The organism is Streptomyces sp. NPDC051738 (assembly GCF_044453205.1).
Classification (GTDB): Bacteria; Actinomycetota; Actinomycetes; order Streptomycetales; family Streptomycetaceae; genus Streptomyces.
Genome location: NZ_JBITCM010000003.1, coordinates 171,376 through 191,108, shown reverse-complemented (window position 1 = coordinate 191,108; position 19,733 = coordinate 171,376). Strand labels below are relative to the sequence as shown.

Below are 19,733 nucleotides of genomic sequence, written 5' to 3'. Positions count from 1 at the left end.
AGTTCACTTCTTCCCGAACGCTTCTGCGTTCTTGAGTTCACGGTAGGCGGTCACGAGAGCGGCGGTGGAGGCATCGAGACCGGGGACGTCAGCGCCCTCGGTCAGTGCGGGCTCGACCCGCTTGGCGAGGACCTTGCCCAGCTCGACGCCCCACTGGTCGAAGGAGTCGATGTTCCAGACGGCGCCCTGCACGAAGACCTTGTGCTCGTAGAGGGCGACCAGCTGGCCGAGGACCGACGGGGTCAGCTCGGGGGCGAGGATCGTGGTGGTGGGGTGGTTGCCCAGGAAGGTGCGGTGCGGCACCTGCTCCTCGGGCACACCCTCCGCGCGTACCTCGTCCGGGGTCTTGCCGAAGGCGAGAGCCTGGCCCTGGGCGAAGAGGTTCGCCATCAACAGGTCGTGCTGCGCCTTGAGTTCGTCGCTCAGCTCGGCGACCGGCCGGGCGAAACCGATCAGGTCGGCGGGGATGAGGCGCGTGCCCTGGTGGATCAGCTGGTAGTAGGCGTGCTGCCCGTTGGTGCCGGGCGTGCCCCACACCACCGGACCGGTCGTCCAGCCCACGACCTGGCCGTCACGGTCCACCGACTTGCCGTTGGACTCCATGTCCAGCTGCTGGAGATACGCCGTGAACTTCGACAGGTAGTGCGAGTACGGCAGCACCGCATGGGACTCGGCGGCGCAGAAGTTGCCGTACCAGACGCCCAACAGGCCCATGATCAACGGGGCGTTGGCCTCCGCGGGCGCGTTCTTGAAGTGCTCGTCGACGATGTGGAATCCGTCGAGCATCTCCCGGAAGCGCTCCGGGCCGATGGCGATCATGAGCGAGAGCCCGATGGCCGAGTCGTACGAGTAGCGCCCGCCGACCCAGTCCCAGAACTCGAACATGTTGTCCGGGTCGATGCCGAAGTCCGCCACCTTCTCGGCGTTGGTCGACAGCGCCACGAAGTGCCGGGCGACCGCCTTGTCCTCGCCGCCGAGTCCGGCCAGCAGCCAGGAACGGGCCGAGGTGGCGTTGGTGATCGTCTCGATCGTGGTGAACGTCTTGGAGGCGACGATGAACAGCGTCTCCGCCGGATCCAGGTCCCGGACCGCCTCGTGGAGGTCGGCGCCGTCGACGTTGGAGACGAAGCGGAAGGTCAACTCCCGTGCCGTGAACGGGCGGAGAGCCTCGTACGCCATCGCCGGGCCGAGGTCGGAGCCGCCGATGCCGATGTTGACGACGTTGCGGATACGGCGGCCCGTGTGGCCGGTCCACGCGCCGGAGCGGACGCGGTCGGCGAAGTCGCTCATCTTGTCGAGCACCGCATGGACCGCGGGCACGACATTCTCCCCGTCCACCTCGATCACCGCGTCCCGCGGCGCCCGCAGTGCGGTGTGCAGCACCGCCCGGTCCTCGGTTACGTTGATCCTCTCGCCCCGGAACATCGCGTCCCGCAGCCCGAACACGTCGGTGGCGACGGCCAGTTCGCGCAGCAGGGCGAGGGTCTCGTCGTTGATCAGGTGCTTGGAGTAGTCGATGCGCAGATCGCCGACGCGCACCACGTACCGCTCGGCGCGGGACGGATCGGCCGCGAACAGCTCACGCAGCCGCGGACGCTGCAGCGCCTGAGCGCGGTGGTCTTCGAGGGCCGCCCACTCGGGGCGCCGGGTGAGCCTCGGGGAGTCGGACGGTGAGTCAGACATTGGCAGGGGTCTCCTTGGGGGCCTCGCCGCGCAGGGCGATGGCGTACATCTCGTCCGCGTCGAGGCGCCTGAGCTCCTCGGCGATGAGTTCGGAGGTGGTGCGGACCTTCAGCGCGAGGGTGCGGGACGGCTGGTCCGGCAGGTGCAGGGTGGCCAGCGGGCCCTCGGGACGGTCGATGACGATCTCGCCGTTCTCGGTGCCCAGGCGCACACCGGTCACGACCGGACCGGCGGTGACGACCCGTGCGGCGGTGACGTGCAGACGGGCCTCCAGCCAGCGGGCCAGCAGCTCGGCGGCCGGGTTGTCGGCCTCGGCCTCCACGGTCGCCGAGACGATCGGCACCCGGGCCTGGTCCAGGGCCGCGGCCAGCATGGAGCGCCACGGGGTGAGCCGGGTCCAGGCGAGGTCGGTGTCGCCGGGCGCGTAGGAGCGGGCCCGGGCCTCCAGCTCCGCCTGCGGGTTCTCGGTGGTGTACAGGTCGGTGATGCGGCGCTGGGCCAGCGCGCCCAGCGGGTCCTTCGCGGGGTTCTCCGGCGCGTCCACCGGCCACCACACGACGACGGGGGCGTCCGGCAGCAGCAGCGGCAGCACCACCGAGTCGGCGTGGTCGGACACTTCGCCGTACAGGCGCAGCACGACCGTCTCGCCGGTGCCGGCGTCGGCGCCCACCCGCACCTCGGCGTCGAGGTGGGAGCGGGTGCGGTCGCGCGGGGTGCGGGCGTGCCGCTTGATGACGACCAGGGTGCGGGCGGGGTGCTCGTGCGAGGCCTCCTCCGCCGCCTTGATCGAGTCGTACGCGTTCTCCTCGTCCGTGACGATGACCATCGTCAGGACCATGCCCACGGCAGGCGTGCCGATCGCGCGGCGACCCTGCACCAACGCCTTGTTGATCTTGCTTGCCGTGGTGTCGCTCAGGTCGATCTTCATGGCCTGCGCCAGCTCCGTCCGTCTCGTGCGAGCATCTCGTCGGCTTCCTCGGGTCCCCAGCTCCCGGACGCGTACCGCGCCGGCGTGCCGTGCCTGTCCCAGTACTCCTCGATCGGGTCGAGGATCTTCCAGGACTCTTCCACTTCCTGGTGACGGGGGAACAAATTGGCGTCTCCGAGGAGGACATCCAGGATGAGCCGCTCGTACGCCTCCGGGCTGGACTCCGTGAACGACTCGCCGTAGGCGAAGTCCATCGTCACGTCCCGGATCTCCATCGAGGTACCCGGCACCTTGGACCCGAACCGCACCGTGATGCCCTCGTCCGGCTGGACCCGGATGACGATGGCGTTCTGGCCGAGCTCCTCGGTGGCGGTGGAGTCGAACGGCGAGTGCGGCGCCCGCTGGAAGACGACGGCGATCTCCGTGACCCGCCGTCCGAGCCGCTTGCCGGTGCGCAGATAGAACGGCACGCCCGCCCAGCGCCGGTTGTCGACGTTCAGCCTGACGGCGGCGTAGGTGTCGGTCTTCGACGTCGGGTCGATGCCGTCCTCCTGCAGATACCCGAGCACCTGCGCACCGCCCTGCCAGCCGCCCGCGTACTGGCCGCGCACGGTGTGCTTGCCCAGGTCCTCCGGCAGCTTCACGGCCTTGAGCACCTTCAGCTTCTCGGTGAGCAGCGAACCGGCGTCGAAGGCGGCCGGCTCCTCCATCGCGGTCAGCGCCATCAGCTGCAGCAGGTGGTTCTGGATGACGTCACGGGCCGAGCCGATGCCGTCGTAGTAGCCCGCCCGGCCGCCGATGCCGATGTCCTCGGCCATCGTGATCTGGACGTGGTCGACGTACGACCGGTTCCAGATCGGCTCGAACATCTGGTTCGCGAAGCGCAGCGCCAGGATGTTCTGGACGGTCTCCTTGCCCAGGTAGTGGTCGATCCGGAAGACCTGCTCCGGGTCGAACACGTCGTGCACGATCTCGTTCAGCTCCCGGGCGCTCGCCAGGTCGTGCCCGAACGGCTTCTCGATGACCGCGCGCCGCCAGGATCCCTCGGGGGCGTCCGCCAGGCCGTGCTTCTTCAGCTGCTGGACGACCTTCGGGAAGAACTTCGGCGGTACGGAGAGGTAGAAGGCGTAGTTGCCGCTCGTGCCGCGCGCCGAGTCCAGCTCGTCGACGGTCCGGCGCAGTTGCTCGAAGGCCGTGTCGTCGTCGAAGTCGCCGGGGATGAACCGCATGCCCTCGGAGAGCTGCTGCCAGACCTCCTCGCGGAACTCGGTGCGGGCGTGCTCGCGCACCGAGTCGTGCACGATCTGCGCGAAGTCCTCGTCCTCCCAGTCCCGCCGGGCGAACCCGACGAGCGAGAAGCCCGGCGGCAGCATCCCGCGGTTGGCGAGGTCGTACACCGCCGGCATGAGCTTCTTGCGGGACAGGTCGCCGGTGACGCCGAAGATGACGAGCCCGGACGGGCCCGCGATACGGGGCAGACGGCGGTCGCGCGGGTCACGCAGGGGGTTGTCCCAGTTCCAGTCCCAGTCGGAGGTCATGCTGCGTCAGCTCCCTTGCTGCTGAGCGACTTCTTGACGGCGTCCAACAGGTCCTGCCACGCCACCGCGAACTTGGCGACGCCCTCGTCCTCCAGTTGGGTGACGACCTCGTCGTAGGAGACCCCGAGCGCCTCTACGGCGGCCAGGTCGGCGCGGGCCTGCGCGTAGCCGCCGGTCACCGTGTCGCCGGTGATCTCGCCGTGGTCGGCGGTGGCGTCGAGCGTGGCCTCCGGCATGGTGTTGACCGTGCCCGGCGCGACCAGCTCGTCCACGTACAGGGTGTCCTTGTACGCCGGGTCCTTCACGCCCGTCGACGCCCACAGCGGGCGCTGCTTGTTGGCCTTCGCGCCGGCGAGGGCGATCCAGCGGTCACCGGCGCGTGTCGAATTGTCGGCAGAGCCGAACCTCTCCTCGTACGCCTCGTAGGCGAGACGGGCGTTGGCGAGCGCCGCCCTGCCCTTGAGTGCGAGGGCCCCGTCCGTGCCGATCGCCGTCAGCCGCTTGTCGATCTCGGAGTCGACGCGGGAGACGAAGAAGGACGCCACGGAGTGGATGCCGGACAGGTCCAGGCCCTTCGCGGCGGCCTTCTCCAGGCCGGACAGGTAGGCGTCCATGACCTCGCGGTAGCGCTCCAGGGAGAAGATCAGCGTGACGTTGACGCTGATGCCCTGGGCGACGACCTCGGTGATGGCGGGGAGACCGGCCTTCGTCGCCGGGATCTTGATCATCACGTTGGCGCGGTCGACCAGCCAGGCGAGCTGCTTGGCCTCGGCGATGGTGGCCGCCGTGTTGTGTGCGAGGCGCGGGTCGACCTCGATGGAGACCCGGCCGTCGCGGCCCGCGGTGGCGTCGTACACCGGCCGCAGGATGTCGGCGGCGGCGCGCACGTCGGCGGTGGTCATCATCCGCACGGCCTCGTCGACCGTGACGCCCCGCACCGCGAGGTCGGCGAGCTGCTCCTCGTAGCCCTCGCCGGAGCCGATGGCGGCCTGGAAGATGGACGGGTTGGTGGTGACGCCCACGACGTTCTTGCCGGCGATCAGTTCGGCGAGGTTGCCGGACTCGATCCGCTTGCGCGACAGGTCGTCCAGCCAGATCGAGACGCCCTCGTCGGAGAGGCGCTTGAGGATGCCCGCAGTCGTGGTTGCTTCGGTGGTCACAGTGATCAACTTCCTTATGGCGTTCGGATCAACCGCGGGCGGCAGCAAGGGATTCCCGGGCTGCGGCGGCGACGTTCTCGGGCGTGAAGCCGTACTCGACGAACAGGGTCTTGGCGTCGGCGGAGGCGCCGAAGTGCTCCAGGGAGACGATGCGTCCGGCGTCGCCCACGAACCGGTACCAGGTGAGCCCGATCCCGGCCTCGACGGCGACCCGTGCCTTCACGGCCGGCGGCAGGACGCTCTCGCGGTACTCGCGCGGCTGCTCCTCGAACCACTCCACGGACGGCATCGACACCACCCGGGTGCCGATCCCCTCGGCCTCCAGCCGCTCCCGCGCAGCGACGGCGAGCTGGACCTCGGAGCCGGTGGCGATGATGACGACGTCGGGCGTCGCGGTGGACGACTCCTGGAGGACGTAACCGCCCTTCGCCGCATCGGAGTTGGGGGCGTACGTCGGCACGCCCTGGCGGGTGAGCGCGAGTCCGTGCGGGGCCGGGTTGGTGGCGTGCCGCTTGAGGATCTCGGCCCAGGCGATCGCGGTCTCGTTGGCGTCGGCGGGGCGGACGATGTTCAGGCCCGGGATGGCGCGCAGCGAGGCCAGGTGCTCGACCGGCTGGTGGGTCGGGCCGTCCTCGCCGAGGCCGACGGAGTCGTGCGTCCAGACGTACGTCACCGGCAGCTGCATCAGCGCGGACATGCGGACGGCGTTGCGCATGTAGTCGGAGAACACGAGGAACGTGCCGCCGTAGACACGGGTGTTGCCGTGCAGGGCGATGCCGTTCATCTCCGCGGCCATCGAGAACTCGCGGATGCCGAAGTGGACGGTCCGGCCGTACGGGTCGGCCTCGGGCAGCGGGTTGCCCTTCGGCAGGAACGAACTCGTCTTGTCGATGGTGGTGTTGTTGGAGCCGGCCAGGTCGGCCGAGCCGCCCCACAGCTCCGGGACGACCGCACCGAGCGCCTGGAGCACCTTGCCGGAGGCGGCGCGGGTGGCGACCGACTTGCCCTCCTCGAAGACCGGGATCGACGACTCCCAGCCCTCGGGCAGCTGACCGGCGACGATCCGGTCGAACAGCTCGGCGCGCTCCGGGTTGGCGGCGCGCCAGGCGCCGAGCTGCTTGTCCCAGGCGGCGTGCGCCTCGGCGCCCCGGTCGAGCGCACGGCGGGAGTGGGCGAGGACCTCGTCGGCGACCTCGAAGGACCGCTCGGGGTCGAAGCCGAGGATGCGCTTGGTGGCGGCGATCTCGTCGGCGCCGAGCGCGGAGCCGTGGGAGGCCTCGGTGTTCTGGGCGTTGGGGGCGGGCCAGGCGATGATCGTGCGCATCGCGATGATGGACGGGCGCTCGGTCTCGGCCTGCGCGGCCTTCAGCGCCCCGTACAGCGAGGCCACGTCGATGTCGCCGCCGAGCGCGGGCTCGATCCGCTGGACGTGCCAGCCGTACGCCTCGTAGCGCTTCAGCACGTCCTCGGAGAAGGCGGTCGCGGTGTCGCCCTCGATGGAGATGTGGTTGTCGTCGTAGAGGAAGACGAGGTTGCCGAGCTTCTGGTGGCCGGCGAGCGAGGAGGCCTCGGCGGAGACGCCCTCCTGCAGGTCGCCGTCGGAGACGATCGCCCAGATGGTGTGGTCGAACGGGGACTCGCCCTGCGGGGCCTCGGGGTCGAAGAGGCCGCGCTCGTAGCGGGCGGCCATCGCCATGCCGACCGCGTTGGCGACACCCTGGCCGAGCGGGCCGGTCGTCGTCTCGACCCCTGCCGTGTGCCCGTACTCGGGGTGACCCGGCGTCTTCGAACCATGGGTCCGGAAGGCCTTGAGGTCGTCGAGCTCCAGCTCGTACCCGGCGAGGAAGAGCTGCGTGTAAAGGGTCAGCGAGGTGTGGCCGGGGGAGAGGACGAAACGATCCCGACCGGTCCACTCGGGATCGGCGGGATCGTGACGCATCACCTTCTGAAAGATCGTGTACGCGGCCGGGGCGAGACTCATCGCGGTGCCCGGGTGGCCGTTGCCGACTCGCTGCACGGCGTCCGCCGCCAGAAGGCGGGCCGTGTCGACGGCACGCCGGTCGAGTTCGGTCCATTCGAAGCTGTCCGGTGTCTGCGTGCTCATCTTCAAAAAGTCCTCGATCGGAGCGAAGTGGCTGGTCCAACGCGTTCAAAAGTAAAAGTCTGACTTTTACGAGGGAAGGTCGGTGTGTGTCAGGCTGTGGTGAAAGTGGGACACCGCGGCGGGCGCGGTGCACGGCTGAGCGCGGGCCGCGCACGACTGAGACGGCACGAGACGGACATGGTGGACACAAGGCCTCAAGACGGAACGGGCCGCGAGGGCGACGGCGAGGGCGGCGGCGACCCCATACGAACGTTCCCCTTCCCGGTCGATCTGAGCGTCCTCGGCGTCGGCATGCACGTCGGCCCGATGGGCTCCGGCCGCACCTGGCACGCCGCCGACGCACCGCTGGAGCGCGTCCACCGCATCGACTTCCACGTCGTGATGCTGTTCGACGAGAGCCCGGTCCGCCACATGATCGACTTCGCCGAGTACGAGGCGAAGGCCGGCGACCTGCTGTGGATCCGCCCCGGCCAGGTCCACCGCTTCGCCCGCACCAGCGACTACCGGGGCACCGTCCTCACGATGCAGCCCGGCTTCCTGCCCCGCGCCACGGTCGAGGCCACCGGCCTCTACCGCTACGACCTCCCGCCCCTGCTCCACCCCGACGCCGCCCAACTCACCGCCCTGCGCTCGTCCCTGGCCCAACTCCAGGGTGAGTACGAGGACACGGCGACCCTCCCCCTGAGCCTGCACACGGCGGTCCTGCGCCACTCGCTGACGGCATTCCTCCTGCGCCTCGCCCACCTCGCCGCGAGTTCGGCGGAGGCCGCGCGCCACCAGGGCGACACGACCTTCACCCTCTTCCGGGACGCGGTGGAGCGGGGCTTCGCCACCAACCACAGCGTCAGCGCCTACGCCGACCAGCTCGGCTACTCCCGCCGCACCCTCGTCCGCGCGGTCCGCGCCGCCACCGGCGAGACGCCCAAGGGCTTCATCGACAAGCGGGTGATCCTGGAGGCGAAGCGGCTGCTGGCCCATACGGACATGCCGATCGGCCGGATCGGGGCGGCGGTCGGTTTCCCGGACGCGGCGAACTTCTCCAAGTTCTTCTTGCAGCACACGGAGGTGACGCCGGCGGTGTTCCGGGCGGAGTTGCGGTGACGCTCCGCTGGTAGGGCCGCGAGGGGGTGCTGCGGTAGGCCGTCGGGCGCCTGCGGGTTCGTGGCTGGAGACAGCCTCCGGCACCGGTGCCGCGTTCCTCGCCCGGCTCTCGGCCACCCGCAGACCACCGGCCCTGCGCGGCTTCGACGAAGGCTCCCTCCCAGAGGCCGGGAAAGCAGCGGGGTGACGTAGCAGGCCGGTGCCGTCGACGGTGATGTCCGCAGCCCGCACGGGACCGCGGCGATCGGGGCAGGGCTGGGTGGTGCGCGCACAGGCGGTGGGGCAGCCCGAACGGCACCACAGGCTCAACCTCAAGTAAACCGGCTCCAGGCTTGCATTCGAGCCCCGGGTGCACGGCTGTGCGGGCCGCAGAAAGCGGCCCGCACATGCGCCGCATTCCTGCGGACATTTGGCGGCCTGGCTGGGTGGCGTGGCCGCTGCATTGCCACCCAGCCAGACCGCGAACTCATCAACGCGGCCGACCGGTCAGCCTTAGCCGGCACCTGCCCCGGCCCCGGCCCCAGCTCCGGCTCCGGCGCCTGCACCGGCCCCAGCTCCGGCGCCAGCAGCAACGTCAGTTCTGACCAGGAGAGTTCGACCATGCTTCGTGGCAAGCAAGCCTCTACGGGCCAGTTGGCTGCTCCGGTGGCCGCGGGTGTCGCGCTGAGGGCGATGCGGCGCCGTGTCCGCCTTTCCCGCCTGGCCGTCTGGTCCGTCATCGCGGCCGGCCCGGCCGCGCTGGGCGTCGCCGTCGCCTCCTCCCCGACCGCGGTGGAGGCCGCCGCCGCGGCCAGGCCCGCGACCGTGCGCACCGCTACGGCCGCCGCCGACCCAGGCGGCTATGCGCAGCTGTTCGTGAGTGTGTGGCTGCGCAGAGCGCCGACGACGCCGGAGTGCGCAGGCGCGGCTTGCGCAGTCGATGACGCCGGATGTCGAGTTGCCCGAGGCGGCCGCGGGTGCGCAGGCGCCGCAGTGGGTGATTGCGGTGCGCAGTGCGCGCCGGGCGGGCGGGACGTGGTCGGTGACGGTGGCTGCGCAGTACGCCGACGCGACGGTGCGCTACTACGCCGTGCCGGTCGTTGCCGGCCGCACGGGTGGCTCGTTCGCGGTGATGGGCGCGCCCGCTGTGGTGGCGGCCCGGGCCGGGGCGCCGACCTCGCCGTACCGGGTGCGTGTTGCGGACGGTGAACTGGCCTCCGCTGTCGAGGAGTTCCTGGCCGCGTATCTGACCGGCGCCAGCGAGGTCGATCGCTATCTCGCGCCCGGCACGGTGCTGCCGGCCCTCTCCCCCGCCCCGTGCAACTCAAGTGCGGCTGATTTCTGTGGCAGTCAAGGTCTCGTGCAGAACTTCGGGGGCCCTGGCCCCGGGCGGCAACTTCCTGGGTGCGGAAGGTGCTGGTGCGGGGGGCCTCAGGGCTGGTTCGGTGTGGGCAGGCACCGGCGTGGGGCTGGTAGCCCGGTCGGCCGTCCTGCGCTGATGTGTACGCGGACATGCGTCTGTCCGGCCGGATGGGGGGCGTGTTCGCCCGTGCCATCCGGCCGGATTCCAGTCTCGCGTGACGCGCCGCGGTCAGGTGTCAGACGTTGCCGTTGCCGTTGCCGCTGCCGTTTCCGTCGCCTTCGTTGCCGTTGCCGTTGTTCGAACCGTTGCCGCTCCCGGTGTTGCCGTTGCCGTTGTTCGAACCGTTCCCGCTGCCGGTGTTGCCGTTGCCGTTGCCGCTGCCGTTGCCGCTCCCGGTGTTGTCGTTGCCGTTGCCGCTGCCGTTTCCGTCGCCTTCGTTGCCGTTGCCGTTGTTCGAACCGTTGCCGCTCCCGGTGTTGCCGTTGCCGTTGTCCGAGCCGTTGCCGCTGCCGGTGTTGTCGTTGCCGTTGCCGCTGCCGTTGCCGCTGCCGGTGTTGTCGTTGCCGTTGTTCGAGCCGTTGTCGCTGCCGGTGTTGTCGTTGCCGTTGTTCGAGCCGTTGTTGTCGCCCTTGTTGTCGTTGCCGTTGTCGCTGCCGTTGTGGTTGCCCTCGTTCCTGTTGCCGTTGTCGCTGCCGTTGTGGTTGCCCTCGTTCTTGTTGCCGTTGCGGGAGCCGTTGCCGTTGCCCTTGTTCTCGTTGCCGTTGCGGGAGCCGTTGCCGTTGCCCTTGTTCTCGTTGCCGTTGCGGGAGCCGTTGCCGTCGCCCTTGTTCTTGTTGCCGTTACCACTGCCGTTGTGGTGGCCCTTATTCTTGTTGCCGTTACCACTACCGTTGTGGTTGCCGGTATTACCGTTTCCATTACCGCTGCCGTTGCCGTCACCGGCGACAGCCACGTGCGGCACCGCCTGCTCGGCGGCGGAGGCAGTGGTGGACAGCGAGGCGCCGCCCGCAGCCAGAAGAGCGGAGACGGCGATCATCGCAAGGCGGCGGTTCTTGAGGGCGTAAGACATAAGAATTCTCCTTGGTAAGAAATGGTGAGAAATGGGGAATGTTTGAGGAATATTTCCTCCCGTGCGGGGGAGGGATTCCTGGGCGGGACGCAGGTCCCGCGTTCACACCGTGGGGATTCTTTTTCGGGCGGTGTGTCCGATTGCTTTTCCGGTGTGAACCGATGCCTCAATTAAGCCCCGGGTGGGGCGGCCGGGTCACGTCCCGGGAAGCCGTGGCACGCAAGGTCGGGACTTGACACCGCAGTGGCGGCCGTGTTAGACGGTCCGGCGGACGGGTGAGCGGGCAGGCACAGGGGTGCGGCAAGCCGGCCCGCGGCTGGGACGCCGCCCCGGGTCCTGATCGTCCCCGGGCGGCCCGCACCGCCTTCGCCTCGCGGATCATCCGGGGGGCCTGCCGTTCGCGCGGGGGGATCAGCAGGCAACGGTCCCGGCAGAGGGTTCGGTGTTCTGGGGCCGCAGGCCGGGCAGTGGCCCGGTCACCTGCGGCGGCGGTCCGGGGCAGCCCGAGGGCTCAGAGGCACGCCCTGCGGGGCGGCGCCGGCAGCGGACGGGTGGGCCCGGACGGTGCGGAGTCCGGCTGCGTGACCCGCCGCGCGGTACCGGGACGGTTCACCGCCGTGCGCGCCGGTCTCGCGGTGGGGTCGTCGTGTGCCCGCTGTGCGGTGACCGGGCACCAACGCGGGCATCGGCGCCGGCACGGTGGTCACCGGCATGTGCCCGCCGGTGTCCATGTGCCCGCCGGTGTCATCGCCGGTGGCACCCCCACCCGCGGCCAGGACGGCCTGTCGGCGCAGGTGCGCGCGGGTTCGCGAGGGGCCGTGGTGGTGCCGGGGCGGTCTGTGTGCCGTCTCGGCTGCGCCCGGCCGTCATGGGCCTGGCATGCTCTGTGCATCCGTGGTGCGGCTTCCGGGCCGGATTGCTCGGCTGTCGGTGCCCGCCGCTGCGGTTGTCCAACAACGCCCGGACTCTTCCGGTGCCGGCTTCTGTGTCTTTCAGCCGGGCGGACCGTCCAGGGAAAGCGAATAAATTACCTCTCCCTCGCCGGCTTTCCCTCTTTTCTTTGTTCGGCGCATCATGTGCCCGCAGATCTCGTGCTCCGTTCTTTTCTGATGCCGGCTGCTTCCGGTGGCCGGAGGCACGCTCATTGGCACGGGGGTGTTCGCCGCCCAGGAGAACGCTGCGGCGGTCTTGGCCGTGGCGTCCGGCAAGGGTCCCATCAGCCGTCCGTGGCCCCAGCCCTGCCCAAAGTCCTCGCTCTCGTGAAGAGCTCGAAGGCTCTGGCCAATTGGGAGGTGACTTTGGGAACGGCTCGAATCACGGCACGGTACGGCGACTGGAGCCGACATGACAGGAGCCTGAGCCGCGTCCGTCTTGTCGAAGCACTCCTGGCGCTGCGTATATCCCAGACGTCTCGCTCCGGCCCCTGCCGATCGGCCCAACCGGCCAACCCACATGCCTATTAGGCGTATCAAGGCGCCGGTCCCGCGATCCGCGTTCCGATCCGGGGCAAGCATCATCGCGGCTGGCGCCGGCGTCACAACCGGGACCACGCCAAGATCCGCAGCGAGGGCGAACGCGCCATGGCAATCCTCAAGTGCTGGCGGCTCCTGCGGAAGCTCCACTGCAGCACCACCCGGATCACCGCCGTCGTCCGAGCCGTCACCGCCCTCGAACTCGCCAGCTGATCAAGATTGAAAAGGTTCAGTGGTGGCCGCGGGCGGGGGACGGGAGGGAGATTGCGCTGCTGAAGGCGAGGATGCCCTCGTCGCAGCAGGAGCTGTGGGGGCGTAGAAAAGGACGCCGGTGACCTCGGTGACGTCCTGGGCGGTGACGAGGCATCTGTGCGCTGATTGTGCCGGCCACCCCATGATCTGCCATCCCGTCCGTTGCGCCCGGGGGCTTCTAACCGGTGGTGGTCCCGCCCGTGTTATTGCCGTCGTTGCTGCCGTTGTCATTGCCGGTGTTGCCGTTGCCGTTGCCGCTGCCGTTGCCGGTGTTGGAACCGCCTGTGTTGTCGATCACGGTGACCGTGATGCCCCCGCCCTTTGAGTCACCCGCAGCTGTGGTTGCTGGCGTGCCCGACTGACTGCAGCTGATGTTCTGGATGCCGTTGAAGGAGTTGTCGTGACCCACTTGTCCTGCGGGCAGGCAGACGAGGACGATCGAAGGGCTGCCCAGGAGCGGGAACAGCCCCCCGTCACCTAGAGCCTGAGAGCTGCCGGCACCGCACAGCAACAGTGCCGTCGTAGCGGTGCTGATCGTGGCAAGCCTGTGGGTCAGCTTCATTCGGCCGTACCTTCCATCCGTACCGGGGAACTTGAGCATCGGGCGACAGGATGCCGAGACACTCCCCCTGACGGTCGTCCGGCGCGCTGGTGTGTCTGTAATTCCCTCCCTCGGCCCAGGACTTCTGCAAAGATTTTCTGCCTTTTCTGGGTTCACCGCCCATACCGGTCGCACCACGGCAGCCCCCCGCTTCTCGACATCCCGGAGTTCACAACAGGCACGCAGTGGGCGCGCTGGTTCCCCGATGTCTGTGTCACGAGAGCTGGCTGCCTTCCGAGTTGGGGGCTTGGTGGTGAGGCCTCGGGCTTGCGGGGGCCGATCACCGCACCGCGGACCGTGACTTCGGGGCGGGAGCGCCGGCTTGTAGCGCCGGCTCGTCGGGGCAGAGCCGAAGCTGAACCCGTTCTCGTCGGGGGCGTTGAAGACGTTCACCCGGCCTGTCCCCAAGGGCGGAGCTGACGTCGATGTTTCCCCTGAGCGACGTCCCTGCCCGTCCACTCGAGCAGTTCCGCATCCTTGAGGCCAGCCAGGAAACGCCCCGCTTCAGCGGGGCGGGCAATGGCAATTGTCAACCGCCTCTGTACGGATCTGACCGGGGTCTGAACGTGGTGTGGTGCCCGAAGTACCGCCACCCCGGTTCTCGGCGGACGGGTCGCGACCCGCCTGGATGAGCTGATCCGGCAGAAGGGCCGAGGAGAAGGCGGCCCGTGGCTTCACCGCCCGCGTCCTGCGGCGCACCTGGCGCACCCGAAGACGCGGCCGCCCACCCTTGTGGTCATCGTCGTACTTCGCCGGCTCGGCGGAGACGGTGAAGAAGTACATCGACACCCGGTGGGAGCGCCCGTGGAAGAAGGAGAAGGAGGACGCCGCGTGATACGGGCGGGCACGTTCCTCCTTCGCCCCACCGTGCGCCAGGAGCAGGCCCTGCGCGAGATGCTTGCGGATCACTGCTCGCCCTGCAACGGAGTCTTGCAGGAACGCTGCGGTGCCTACCGGCACAGCTCGGGGACGAGCATCGGATACGGCGACCGGTCCGCCCGGCTCAAGGAGATCCGCGGCTGCGGCCCCGCGCGAGGGGCCGCTGGTCGTTCTCCTCCCGGCCAGCCGTGCTGCGCCGCCTGGACAAGGCGTTCCAGGCCTTCTTCAAGCGGGTCAAGGCCGGTCTCGCGCCGGGGTACCGAAGGTTCAAGGGTATCGGGCACGTCGACACCGTGGTCCTCGGCGAAGGACAAGGACGGCTGCCGGCGGGACTCCACCCCGCACGGCCGGCTGGTTCGCGTACGCCTGCACGGTGTCACATCCGCGTGCACCAGCACCGGCCCGTGCGCGGCAGGGTGTGGACGAGGCAGGGGCAAAGGCGCCCGGCACCCCTGCCCGACGAGCACGGTCGACCCGCCGGGGGAACCCTGCGCCGACCCCACCCGGTCGGGGCGGGGGTTTCCGGCTCGCCGGGTGCGGGGGACGGGCCGCCGCCCGGCAGCTCGCCGGGTCCGCGGTGACGGCGCAGGGCGGATCCGTTCAGGTGAGTGCCGGTGTGTTCTCGCCTGCCGCGCCGCGGCGGCGCCGATACTACGAAATGATCAACGCGGGCGGTGTGGAGCGCCCTCGCTCAGGCCGCTCAACTCCACTGCCACGAAAGGGGCCTCCGGTGGCCGTACCCTCGTCGTTCGAGCACCGCTCGACCGGTGACAGCTTTCAGCGGGGCTACTGGCTGGCGCGGGCCTGCCATCTCGCCCACAAGAGCCGGGAGGCGATCGAGGAACAGGCCGGTGCCCGGGGGTTCGAGGTGGGTTCGACACCACGGGACGCCAAGCACTCCCCCCGTCCCGCTCCCGGACACCCAGGCCCGCGCCCTGGCCGACGACCACATGATCATCACGGTGTTGTGCGGCACAAAACCGGCCCAGACCAAAGCTTGGCTCTCGGACGCCACCACGTATCGCTCGGCCCGGGACCGGGAGGCACCGGCTGGGTGCACCACGGCCTCGTCGAGGCACTGCAGGCGATCTACCGCAGGTCAAAGACACCCCGGCCGAGCCGCGCACCAACCGCCGGAAGCTGTTCTCCACCGGGCACGGCCTCGCCAGGGCCCTCGCCATGCCGGCCGGAGCGCGGACGTATCCGGACCAGCCGCGGCCGGCCGCCGACGGCGTCTACGCCTACGGCCGGCCCCGCACCTGTGACCAGGAGCCGGCCAAGGCGTACAACAAGGGCTTCGCCGACCGCATGTACCGGTTCGTCAACCACAACGACATCGTGCCCCGACTGCCGCCCGAGCCCCGCTTCACCCATGTCCAGGCCCTGCGCTGTATCGACTGGGCGGGACGGCTCCACGACTGGCATGCCCCTGCTCGGCGGCCTTGTCGAGCGGGCCCAAGGCATGACCGCCGATCCCCTCGCCCCCGCCGACGACGGGATCCGCGACCACTTCATGAACAACTACATCGCGGTCCTGGAGAAGAACCTCTCCTGATGGCCCAGCACCACGGCACCGGCTCGTGGTGCGGCTGCCCTGGTGGAGCCGGGCGGCTCCACCAGGCCCGCCCCGCCTCGCCGCCACCTGTGCCGCCCACCCCGCGATGCGAGAAGCCTTGGGCGCGGCGGCCTGAAGAGGCCGTCGTTGTCGACGGAACCCGGCGGTGTGGTTGTGGCACCTACGTCCCACCTGGGCCCCCCGGCATGGACGGGGGGATTCGATTCTTCAATCGTTCACCCTTCCTCACAAGGAGAATCCTCATGGCTCACACCCTCAAGACCCGACGCCTTGCGGTGATCGCCGTCTGCGCTCTTCTGGCCGCGGCAGGCGCCTCGCTGTCGACCACTGCCGTCGCCGCCGAGCAGGCGATGCCGCACACGGCTGTCGCCGGCGACGGCAGCAGCAAGACCGGTACCAACGGCAGTAACAACGACAACGGCAGTCGTAACGGCAACGGCAACGAAGGCACCGGCAACGGCAGCGACAACGGCAACAAGAACAAGGGCGACGGCAACGGCAGCGACGACGGCAACGAGAACAAGGGCAACGACAACGGCTCCCGCGACGGCAACGAGAACAAGGGCAACGACAACGGCAGCAACAACGGGAACAAGAACAAGGGCGACGGCAACGGCAGCGACAGCGGCAACCGCAACACCGGGAGCGGCAACGGCAGCGGCAACGGCAACAACAACCGCTGAAGCCTCAGTGCGGTGTTAACCGCCGCACACGGCCCGCATCTGGCCGGACGGCGAGGACGGCAGCATCTGCCGTCCGGCCAGATGGCCGGATGCTCGCGTTCCCCGCATCAACCGGCCCTGGCGTGCGGTCCCTTCACACGATCCCGGCCGCGGGCGGGCCGACCGGCCATCGCGGTCGCGGTCGCGTCACCGCATCCGGCACCCCCACAAACACCGCGCAAGCACGCACACATCCGCCCGGGTGGCGCAGGCGGGTGAGGAACGGGAACCGGAACCCCTGCGCAGCCGGGCAGCGAAAACCGATGCACCGACACCGCGATCCGGCGTCGTCCACCCGGCGACGAGTCGATGCAGCCCACCCCTCACAAACCGGCGCCGCCGCTCACCCGGCGAGGACCGGGGCGGGAGTGAACGGCTGCGCCGGAGCACACCGGGCACCGGGCGCACATGCGCCGGACCGCCCCGACCGGGGCGTGCACCCGAAGGCACCCGACCGGCAGCGGCCCCGCCGCAAGGCCGTCACCGGCCGCCAGGACACCCTCACCCCCGGGGCCGCCGGCAGGCCAGTCGCTCACAACCACCACCTGCCTTCAGGACCAGAGCGCACACGGCGGTGACATGCCCCCGTGCGGGCGCTGCGCCGGGCGCGGACACACGCCTGTCCGGCCGGGTGGCATGTCCCCATGCCACCCGGCCGGATACCGGCCTCATGCGACGCCAGGCCGCGGCCAGGCCCTAGCGGTTGTCGTTGCCGTTACCACTCCCGTTCCCGCTGCCCCAGTTCCCGTTGCCGTTGGCGCTGCCGTTGTTGCTGCCCAGGTTCCCGTTACCGTTGAGGCTGCCGTTCCAGTTGCCCCAGTTCCCGTTCCCGTTGCCGCTGCCGTTGCCGCTGCCCCAGTTCTGGTTGCCGTTGCCGCTGCCGTTGTTGCTGCCCCAGTTCTGGTTGCCGTTGCCGCTGCCGTTGCCGTTGCCCCAGTTGCCGTTACCGTTACCGCTCCCGTTGCCGTCGCCGGCCACGGTGATGTGCGGCACCTCGGTGGGCGTGGCGGCGAACGCGCTGGTGGACAGCGAAGCACCGCCCGCGGCCAGAAGGGCAGAGACAGCGACCACCGAAAGACGTCGCATCGTCAGGATATGTGCCATGAGAATTCTCCTCGTGTGAGAAATAGTGAAACCTGCCGGACAGCCCGGCTCATTCGCAGACTGTCCGCCGACGGGACACTTGTCCCGCGCATCACACCACCCGCTTTCGGACGGTGCGGCCGATTCACCTTTGCTGCGTGAACCCGCTACATCAATTAACCTCCGGCCCGGCCGCCGGGTCACGTCACGGAATTCCGTTACCGAGAAGTCGGGACTTGACAGAAGAGAAAAAAGCCGCTGCCCGCTCGCGGTGACACCCCCAGCCGAAACCACACCCGCCCGACGAGGCGCGAGCATGCCACCGGCCCGCGGCCCGGACCGGGGACCTGCTCCGCCTCCCCGCCCCGGACAAGCCGCAAGAAAAAGCACACCCGGCAACCGACCACGCAGCTCCACGCTTCCGCGTTCACTGGCCGACCCCTCACGCAGCACACCCGCCGACCCTCAGACCCCGTATCCGGAGCGACTGCCATACGGGCCCGATCCCTGACCCGCCGGACCGTGCTGCACCAGGAACCGCAGAAAAGCGTGGCCCGCTCAACGGACCCGCCGCAATCCGTCAAACCCCGAGACCCCACGACACGGCGCAATCCCAAAGCCGGAATCCAACTGATGCATCGGCCGATGCACAGCAGACCACCGCCCGCGGGATTATCGACAACATTGGCAACGTCATTCATCTGTCCATTTCCGGGGAATGACCCGCCCGTGGGCTGTGTCCATGGAGATGGTGTGCGGATTACCTGATCCGGGATTCGCTCCGGCTCCTGGCCGATGCCCGCACAGATGAACCGCCACCGGCTGATCTTCGAGGTGCCGAAACTCGAAGGAGATCAGCACGATGACCGCACCTGACAGTCAGCCCCTGCACGCCCTCGCCGAGGACAACCTCGCCGCGGCCAGTTGCGGATCTGCAGCGCCGCAGGACACCTACACCCCCGTCTCCGGCTGCCACCCCAGCCCCCGCGAGATCCCGCGCGCCGCGAGCCGTACCGCCGGCACCAGCACCGGCACCTGCGCGTCCGCCTGCGGTACGACCACCGAGACGGCGGCGACGACCGCACCGCCCGGGCCGCGCACCGGGGCGGCGACCGACAGCGCGTCGTCGGTGACCTGGCGGCTGCTCACGGCCACGCCCGTGCGGCGCACGTCTGCCAGGACGCGGCGCAGCCGGGCCGGTTCGGTGACGGTGTACGGCGTGAAGGCGGCGAGCGGCGCGGCGCAGTAGTCCTCCTGGAACTCCGGGGTGCTGTGCGCGAGCAGCGCGAGCCCCACCCCGGTGGCGTGCAGCGGCCAGCGTGCCCCGACCCGGATGTGTACGCCGACCGCCGACCGTCCCGACAGCCACTCGATGTAGACGACCTCGGGCCCGTCCTGGACCGCCAACTGCACGTTCTCGTGCGTCGCTTCGTACAGGTCCTCCAGATACGGCAGCGCGACCTGCCGCAGCGCCAGCCCGCGCGGGGCCAGCGCGGCCACCTCCCACAGCCGCAGCCCGACGTGGTAGAGGCCGGAGTCGTCCCGCTCCAGGGCGCCCCACTCGGTGAGGGCGGCCACGAGCCGGTGCGCGGTGGTCAGGGTCAGCCCGGCCCGCCTGCTGATGTCGGTCAGGCTGAGCGCCGGATGCGCCAGGTCGAAGGCCGCGAGCACCGCCAGCAGCCGGTCGGGCGCGGAACGCGTCCCTTGGGGAGCCGCGGAGGGCACGGCGTCGGCGGTCATCGGAATCCCGTCACCCCAGCCCGGACTCGGTGACCTTCCGCAGCAACGCGTGCAGCTGGTCGCGCTCGGCGGCGTCGAGCGGCTGGACCAGCTCGTTGGTGACGCGTTGACCGGCCTCGTCGGTGTCCCGCAGGAAGGCCCGGCCGCCGTCGGTCAGGACGACGATCCGGCTGCGGCGGTCGTCGGGGGAGGGCCGCCGCTCGGCGAAGCCCAGCTTCTCCAGGTCGTCGACCAGGCCGACGATCGCGCTCGGGTCATAGCCCAGCGAGGCGCTCAGCTCGCGCTGGAGCGCGCCCGGGGACGTGGCGAGGAACCGCAGCAGCGCGTAGTGGCGCAGGCGCAGGCCCGACTCCTGGAGGAAGGAGTTGAACAGCTGACCGGAGCGCAGACCGAGGCGGTACAGCAGATAGCCCGTGTCCGCGTGCAGTCCGCGCATCCACGGCTCGCTCGAGCCGATCGGTGCGGGGTTCGTGGTCTGCCGGC

General features: G+C 69.8%; 13 protein-coding genes and 2 pseudogenes. 5 read left to right on the top strand and 10 right to left on the bottom strand.

Translation table 11 applies throughout. The features are described from left to right. Positions 1-3 precede the first annotated feature (3 nt). From pgi to tkt, 5 genes are read right to left on the bottom strand one after another with little or no spacing between them, the layout of a single operon-like run. Positions 4-1,683 (bottom strand): glucose-6-phosphate isomerase, encoded by a 1,680-nt coding sequence (gene pgi / locus ACIA8X_RS08705; RefSeq protein ID WP_399458063.1) that lies wholly within the window; start codon positions 1,681-1,683, stop codon positions 4-6. Beyond that, positions 1,676-2,611, bottom strand: coding sequence for a glucose-6-phosphate dehydrogenase assembly protein OpcA (gene opcA / locus ACIA8X_RS08700; RefSeq protein WP_399458062.1), 936 nt, complete (start codon positions 2,609-2,611; stop codon positions 1,676-1,678). The genes pgi and opcA overlap by 8 nt, the downstream gene beginning before the upstream one ends. Further along, the gene (gene zwf / locus ACIA8X_RS08695) at positions 2,608-4,149 is read right to left on the bottom strand and encodes a glucose-6-phosphate dehydrogenase (RefSeq protein ID WP_393444706.1); all 1,542 of its coding nucleotides are present in this window, start codon (positions 4,147-4,149) and stop codon (positions 2,608-2,610) included. The genes opcA and zwf overlap by 4 nt, the downstream gene beginning before the upstream one ends. Next, a complete protein-coding gene (gene tal / locus ACIA8X_RS08690) occupies positions 4,146-5,318 on the bottom strand; it encodes a transaldolase (protein ID WP_393444704.1) in 1,173 nt (390 codons plus the stop codon). Before tal ends, zwf begins: the two co-directional genes overlap by 4 nt. 19 nt (positions 5,319-5,337) lie before the next feature. Beyond that, positions 5,338-7,413: a transketolase gene (gene tkt, locus ACIA8X_RS08685; protein ID WP_399458061.1), complete on the bottom strand. Its 2,076-nt coding sequence runs from the start codon at positions 7,411-7,413 to the stop codon at positions 5,338-5,340. A 177-nt stretch (positions 7,414-7,590) separates the two neighbouring features. On the opposite strand from tkt, the gene ACIA8X_RS08680 reads away from it, so the two are divergent. Further along, complete coding sequence (locus ACIA8X_RS08680) at positions 7,591-8,514, top strand: AraC family transcriptional regulator (RefSeq protein ID WP_393444700.1); 924 nt, start codon at positions 7,591-7,593, stop codon at positions 8,512-8,514. 1,577 nt (positions 8,515-10,091) lie between these two features. Here ACIA8X_RS08680 and ACIA8X_RS08675 read toward each other — a convergent pair. Next, positions 10,092-10,925 (bottom strand): hypothetical protein, encoded by an 834-nt coding sequence (locus tag ACIA8X_RS08675; protein WP_399458060.1) that lies wholly within the window; start codon positions 10,923-10,925, stop codon positions 10,092-10,094. Positions 10,926-12,391: 1,466 nt separating this feature from the next. On the opposite strand from ACIA8X_RS08675, the pseudogene ACIA8X_RS08670 reads away from it, so the two are divergent. Further along, positions 12,392-12,610: pseudogene (locus tag ACIA8X_RS08670) on the top strand (IS5/IS1182 family transposase); the annotation flags it as partial. Positions 12,611-12,827: 217 nt separating this feature from the next. Here the strand turns inward: ACIA8X_RS08670 and ACIA8X_RS08665 are convergent. Next, a complete protein-coding gene (locus ACIA8X_RS08665) occupies positions 12,828-13,211 on the bottom strand; it encodes a hypothetical protein (protein ID WP_399458059.1) in 384 nt (127 codons plus the stop codon). Between the two features lie 2,097 nt (positions 13,212-15,308). On the opposite strand from ACIA8X_RS08665, the pseudogene ACIA8X_RS08660 reads away from it, so the two are divergent. The 3 genes and pseudogenes from ACIA8X_RS08660 to ACIA8X_RS08650 all read left to right on the top strand — a co-directional run. Continuing rightward, a pseudogene (locus ACIA8X_RS08660) lies at positions 15,309-15,428 on the top strand (lipase family protein); the annotation flags it as partial. 124 nt (positions 15,429-15,552) lie between these two features. Beyond that, positions 15,553-15,684, top strand: a complete 132-nt coding sequence (locus ACIA8X_RS08655; protein ID WP_393445515.1) for a hypothetical protein — start codon at positions 15,553-15,555, stop codon at positions 15,682-15,684. Positions 15,685-15,947: 263 nt separating this feature from the next. Beyond that, on the top strand, positions 15,948-16,388 hold the full coding sequence (locus ACIA8X_RS08650) for a hypothetical protein (protein WP_393445513.1): 441 nt from the start codon (positions 15,948-15,950) through the stop codon (positions 16,386-16,388). A 735-nt stretch (positions 16,389-17,123) separates the two neighbouring features. Here ACIA8X_RS08650 and ACIA8X_RS08645 read toward each other — a convergent pair. The 3 genes from ACIA8X_RS08645 to ACIA8X_RS08635 form a co-directional block, all read right to left on the bottom strand. Next, positions 17,124-17,531 (bottom strand): hypothetical protein, encoded by a 408-nt coding sequence (locus ACIA8X_RS08645; protein ID WP_393444692.1) that lies wholly within the window; start codon positions 17,529-17,531, stop codon positions 17,124-17,126. Between the two features lie 930 nt (positions 17,532-18,461). Then, positions 18,462-19,250, bottom strand: coding sequence for an IclR family transcriptional regulator (locus ACIA8X_RS08640; RefSeq protein WP_393444689.1), 789 nt, complete (start codon positions 19,248-19,250; stop codon positions 18,462-18,464). 10 nt (positions 19,251-19,260) lie between these two features. Continuing rightward, complete coding sequence (locus ACIA8X_RS08635; RefSeq protein WP_393444687.1) at positions 19,261-19,686, bottom strand: MarR family winged helix-turn-helix transcriptional regulator; 426 nt, start codon at positions 19,684-19,686, stop codon at positions 19,261-19,263. Between the last annotated feature and the right edge of the window lie 47 nt (positions 19,687-19,733).